A 5,333-nucleotide genomic window follows, 5' to 3' on the forward strand; every position below is an offset into this window, starting at 1 on the left:
TAGGGCCGGTACAGTCAACTTGCTTTTAAAGCCCCAGGGGCATAGTTTTCCGGGCATTCATTTCCGTGCCCAGGAGCAACCCATGTACACCGGCATCGTCCAGGCCGTGCGCCCTCTTCTCGCTGTGACCACCTACCCGGGCCACAACGAATTCACCGTCGACCTCACCCCCGAGCTGCTCGACGAACTGAAGATCGGCGCCAGCGTCAGTGTCGAAGGCACCTGCCTGTCGGTCACCGAAATCGACGGCACCCAGGTGAAGTTCGACGCCATGACCGCCACCCTGGAGCGCACCAACCTGCGCTTCTTCAAGGCCGGCCAAGGCGTGAACATCGAGCGCTCGGCGAAGATGAACGCCGAAGTCGGCGGCCACCTGATGGCTGGCCACATCGCCACCACTGCCGAAATCGTCGAGCTGTCGATCAAGGAGACCGGCGCGTTCATCACCTTCCGCATGCCGCCGGAATGGGCCAAGTACGTGTTCCCGCGCGGCTTCCTCGGGGTCAATGGCTGCAGCCTGACCGTCGCCGATGTCGACGACACGCTGATCACCATCAACCTGATCCCGGAAACCCTGCGCCAGACTACCTTCGCCCACTACAAGGCCGGCGAGTTGATCAACATCGAAGTGGACCACCAGACCATGGTGCTGGTCGATGTGGTCGAGCGCACCCTGAAAAACACCCTGGCCCGCGAAAAGTTGTTGTCCTGAAGGGCCCTATCGCCGGCAAGCCGGCTCCCACAATGTCCGCAGCCCTGCAAAAACCTGTGGGAGCCGGCTTGCCGGCGATAGGGCCAGGGCAGACAACCTCAAACGCTGCGGGTAATCCCACCGTCGACCCGGATGTTCTGCCCCGTGATATACGCCCCACCTTCGCTTGCCAGGAACGCCACGGTCGCGGCGATTTCCTCGGCGGTGCCATAACGCTTGAGCGGCACGCTGTCGCGGCGTGCATCGGTGGCCGGCAGGCTGTCGATCCAGCCCGGCAACACGTTGTTGATGCGAATGTTGTCGCCGGCATAGGTGTCAGCGAAGATCTTGCTGAACGACGCCAGCCCCGCGCGGAATACCGCCGAGGTGGGGAACATCTCGCTCGGCTCGAAGGCCCAGGCGGTGGAGATGTTGATCACCACCCCGCCCTGCTGGCGCTGCATGATCGGCGTGACCAGGCGGGTCGGGCGAATGACATTGAGCAGGTAAGTCTCCATGCCCTGATGCCAGTCCTCGTCGCTGATTTCCAGGATCGGTGCACGCGGGCCGTGGCCGGCGCTGTTGACCAGCACGTCGATCCGGCCCCATTGGGCGACCACCGCATCGACCAGGCGCTTGATGTCCTCATTGGACTGGTTGCTGCCGGTCACACCGATGCCACCCAGCTCCTGCGCCAGTGCCTCGCCCTTGCCGGACGACGACAGAATGCCAACCTTGAAGCCGTCGGCCGCCAGACGCCGGGCGGCTGCCGCGCCCATGCCGCTGCCACCGGCGATCACGATTGCTACTTTTTCAACTGTCATGGGGACCCCTTGTCGAGTTCGTCTGCGTGAGTGATGGGGTTCAGCCTAGCAGCAGGCTTGAGGCTGCAGAGAGCCAGGCAAGCTTCAATCAGTCGATAGAAAATCTACTGCCTGCTTGATCAGCCAGTCACGAACGGTAGCCAGCGCGGGCGGCTGGTAGGCGTTGCGCGGCCACACCAGGTAGAACGCCTGGTCCAGACGCAATTCGTGGTCGAACGCCAAGGCCAGGCGCCCGGCGGCCAGGTCGCTCTGCACGAAGTAATAGCTGGCCAAGGCCAGGCCCTGGCCCGCAATCGCCGCATCGATCGCCAACGCCGTCTGGTTGAAGCGCACGTTCCGCGCTGCAGGCTGCAGCGGCTGCTGGAACACCTCGCCAATGAAGTCGGGCCAGAAGTTGTGCGCGTCGTGCAGCAAGGTGTATCGCTGCAGCTGCTGCAGGTCGGCCGGCGCGCCTTGTGCCTGCAACAGCGCCGGGCTGCCCACGGCCACGATGCGCTGGGGCAGAAACAGTTCGGTGTTGAGCGCCGGGCCGAAGGGCGGGCGTCCATAGCGCACGGCAAGGTCCACACCCTCCGGGCGAAACTGTGAAAGGCGGTCGGTGGCCAGTACCTGCAGGTCGATGCCCTGGTGCTGCTCGGTGAAGGATGCCAGCCGCGGGATCAGCCACTTGGCGGCGAAGGTCGGGGTCACGCTGACGGTGAGTTGTGCGCCATCCGGCCGCAGCGCCTGGGTGGCGCTGGCGATCAGGGCGAAGGCGCTGCGAATGTCGCCGCTGTAGCGCTGGCCGGCCCCCGTCAGGCCCAGCCCTCTGGGCAGGCGGTCGAACAGCTTGAGCCCCAGGTTCGCCTCCAGGGCGCGAATCTGCTGGGCCACCGCCGCCTGGGTCACGCCCAGCTCGTCGGCCGCCAGGCGGAAGTTGAGGTGCCGCGCCACCACCTCGAATACCCGCAGGGCATTGAGGGGTGGCAGCGCCGAGAAGCCATCGGCCATGAAGTTTATCTACTGAGTGGAGACCCTCACACCTTACTCGATCCGGGGGTGCTGCTGCACCAGCAGCTTGCGCTTGGCCTCAAGCTCGGCGATCTGGGTATCGATGTCCTCGATCTTCTGTTCGATGGTGTCATGGTGCTCCTGCAGCAGTTCGCGGGCCTCTTCGATGTCCGACGCGGCTGGCGCGGCGCCGCGCAGGGGCTTGTTGGCGGTTTCCTTCATGGTCAGGCCGGTGATCAGGCCAATGGCGGCGATCACCATCAGGTAGTAGGCCGGCATGTACAGGTCGCCGGTGGTTTCCACCAGCCAGGCAGCAAGGGTCGGGGTGAGGCCGGCGATCAGCACCGAGATGTTGAAGGCGCTGGCCAGGGCGCTGTAGCGGATATGGGTGGGGAACATCGCCGGCAGGGTCGAGGCCATGACGCCGATGAAGAAGTTCAGCAGCACGGCGATGATCAGCAGGCCGGCGAAAATCACCCCGAGCACGCCACTGTTGATCAGCATGAAGGCCGGAATGGCCAGGGCGAACAGGCCGACGCTGCCGACGATGATGAACGGCCGACGGCCCCACTTGTCGCTGAGCAGGCCGATCACCGGCTGCACGAACAGCATGCCGACCATGATCGCGATGATGATCAGCACGCCGTGGTCTTCGCTGTAGTGCAGGTTGTGCGACAGGTAGCTGGGCATGTAGGTGAGCAGCATGTAATAGGTGACGTTGGTGGCGATCACCACCCCGACGCAGGTCACCAGGCTGCGCCAATGCTGGGTCGCAACCTCCTTGAACGACACCTTCGGCCCCGATGCCAGGCCTTCGCGGTCACCTTGTTCAAGCTTTTCGACGTGCTGCTGGAAGGCCGGCGTCTCTTCCAGCGCATGGCGCAGGTACAGGCCGATGAGGCCCAGCGGCAAGGCCAGGAAGAACGGCAGGCGCCAACCCCATTCGAGGAATTTCTCCTCGCCAAGAAGGGTGGAAATCAGCACCACCACCCCTGCCCCCAGTACGAACCCGGCAATCGAGCCGAAGTCCAGCCAGCTGCCCAGGAAGCCTCGCTTGCGGTCCGGGGCGTACTCGGCGACGAAGATCGAGGCGCCCGTGTACTCCCCGCCCACCGAGAAGCCCTGGGCCATTTTCGCCAACAGCAGCAGGATCGGCGCCCAGATGCCGATCGAGGCATAGGACGGTATCAGGCCGATGGCGAAGGTGCTGAGCGACATGATGACGATGGTGGCGGCAAGGATCTTCTGCCGGCCGAAGCGGTCGCCCAGGGCGCCGAAGAACAGCCCGCCCAACGGGCGGATCAGGAAAGGCACGGAGAAGGTGGCCAGCGCAGCGATCATCTGCACGCTGGGGTCGGCGTTGGGGAAGAAAACCTTGCCCAAGGCATAGGCGACGAAGCCATAGACGCCGAAGTCGAACCATTCCATGGCGTTGCCCAGTGCGGCGGCGGTGATCGCCTTGCGCATCTTGGCGTCGTCAACGATGGTGATGTCTTGCAAGCCGATCGGCTTGACGGTTTTCTTGCGTGATTTCATCCCAGTGTCCCTGTGGCTGAGCCTCTCTGGCATCAGAACCGCAGGGACACTAAATAATTCCACGCTCAGCGATTTCTCGCTGCCAGGGTCAGATGCCCTCGCGCGCCAGGTCCATGGCGAAGTAGGTGAGGATCAGGTCGGCACCGGCACGCTTGATCGCGCCAATGCTCTCGCGCACCACCCGTCCTTCGTCGATGGCGCCGGCCAGGCCGCCGAACTTGATCATCGCGTATTCGCCACTGACCTGGTACGCCGCCAGCGGCAGGCGCGAGGCAGCGCGGATGTCGGCGATCACGTCGAGGTAGGCGCCGGCGGGCTTGACCATCAGTACATCGGCCCCTTCCTGCTCGTCGAGCAGCGACTCGCGCACGGCTTCGCGGCGGTTCATCGGGTTCATCTGGTAGGCCTTGCGGTCGCCCTTGAGCGTGGTGCCGCCAGCTTCACGGAACGGGCCGTAGAGCGACGAGGCGAACTTGGTCGAGTAGGCCATGATCGCGGTGTCGTGGAAGCCTGCGGCATCCAGTGCGCCACGGATGGCCTGGACCTGGCCGTCCATCGCCGCCGACGGGGCGATGAAGTCGGCACCGGCAGCGGCGGCGATCACCGCCTGCTTGCCGAGGTTGGCCAAGGTGGCGTCGTTGTCCACGCCATGGTCGTGCAGCACGCCGCAATGGCCGTGGCTGGTGTACTCGCAGAAGCAGGTGTCGGACATCACCACCATTTCCGGCACGCTGTCCTTGCAGATGCGCGCCATGCGCGCGACCAGGCCGTTTTCGTTCCAGGTGTCGCTGCCGGTGGCATCGAGGTTGTGGGAAACGCCAAAGGTCATCACCGACTTGATGCCGGCGCGGGCGTAGCGCTCGATTTCCTGGGCGAGCATTTTCTCGGGGATGCGGTTGACCCCCGGCATGCTGGTGATCGGCACGAAGTCATCGATGCCTTCCTCGACGAAGATCGGCAGGATCAGGTCTTCGAGGCGGAATTCCGTCTCCTGGAAGATGGTGCGCAGCGATTCGTTCTGGCGCAGGCGGCGGGGGCGGACGGACGGGAAACGGTTGGACATGACAGCTCCAGGGAATATGGACGGCGTACACCATATGCCTGTTGGGCGCCAGTGAAAAGGGCGGATGAGGAGATTGTGTCTTGCGCCGGGTGCAGAAACCTTTTTCCCTGTGCTGGCCTCTTCGCGGGACAAGCCCGCTCCCACAGGTTCACCTCAGGCTTCGGCTTGGTGATTTACCTGTGGCTCCCACAGGTTCACCTCAGACTTCGGCTTGGTGATTTACCTGTGG

The 5,333-nt window shown here is 64.1% G+C and carries 5 protein-coding genes; 1 reads left to right on the plus strand and 4 read right to left on the minus strand.

The features are described from left to right. Positions 1 to 82 precede the first annotated feature (82 nt). On the plus strand, positions 83 to 712 hold the full coding sequence (locus tag PMI38_RS24305; RefSeq protein WP_008100112.1) for a riboflavin synthase: 630 nt from the start codon (positions 83 to 85) through the stop codon (positions 710 to 712). A 98-nt stretch (positions 713 to 810) separates the two neighbouring features. Here PMI38_RS24305 and PMI38_RS24310 read toward each other — a convergent pair whose 3' ends face one another. The 4 genes from PMI38_RS24310 to hemB all read right to left on the minus strand — a co-directional run bounded on the left by PMI38_RS24310 (position 811) and on the right by hemB (position 5,104). After that, positions 811 to 1,515 carry an SDR family oxidoreductase gene (locus PMI38_RS24310; protein ID WP_008100114.1) on the minus strand — a complete coding sequence of 235 codons (705 nt, stop codon included), beginning with the start codon at positions 1,513 to 1,515 and terminating at the stop codon, positions 811 to 813. A gap of 84 nt (positions 1,516 to 1,599) precedes the next feature. Beyond that, positions 1,600 to 2,505 (minus strand): LysR substrate-binding domain-containing protein, encoded by a 906-nt coding sequence (locus tag PMI38_RS24315; RefSeq protein WP_008100117.1) that lies wholly within the window; start codon positions 2,503 to 2,505, stop codon positions 1,600 to 1,602. 33 nt (positions 2,506 to 2,538) lie between these two features. Next, positions 2,539 to 4,041, minus strand: a complete 1,503-nt coding sequence (gene proP / locus PMI38_RS24320; RefSeq protein ID WP_008100119.1) for a glycine betaine/L-proline transporter ProP — start codon at positions 4,039 to 4,041, stop codon at positions 2,539 to 2,541. Between the two features lie 88 nt (positions 4,042 to 4,129). Next, positions 4,130 to 5,104, minus strand: coding sequence for a porphobilinogen synthase (gene hemB / locus PMI38_RS24325; RefSeq protein WP_008100121.1), 975 nt, complete (start codon positions 5,102 to 5,104; stop codon positions 4,130 to 4,132). Positions 5,105 to 5,333: the final 229 nt, after the last annotated feature.

Origin of the sequence: Pseudomonas sp. GM84 (assembly GCF_000282535.1) — a bacterium.
Lineage (GTDB): Bacteria > Pseudomonadota > Gammaproteobacteria > Pseudomonadales > Pseudomonadaceae > Aquipseudomonas.

What these genes read in the sequence shown, in the direction of transcription:
- proP (WP_008100119.1), bottom strand. Translation starts at nt 4,041, where the DNA reads ATGAAATCACGCAAGAAAACCGTCAAGCCGATCGGCTTGCAAGACATC.
- PMI38_RS24315 (WP_008100117.1), bottom strand. Translation starts at nt 2,505, where the DNA reads ATGGCCGATGGCTTCTCGGCGCTGCCACCCCTCAATGCCCTGCGGGTA.
- PMI38_RS24310 (WP_008100114.1), bottom strand. Translation starts at nt 1,515, where the DNA reads ATGACAGTTGAAAAAGTAGCAATCGTGATCGCCGGTGGCAGCGGCATG.
- hemB (WP_008100121.1), bottom strand. Translation starts at nt 5,104, where the DNA reads ATGTCCAACCGTTTCCCGTCCGTCCGCCCCCGCCGCCTGCGCCAGAAC.
- PMI38_RS24305 (WP_008100112.1), top strand. Translation starts at nt 83, where the DNA reads ATGTACACCGGCATCGTCCAGGCCGTGCGCCCTCTTCTCGCTGTGACC.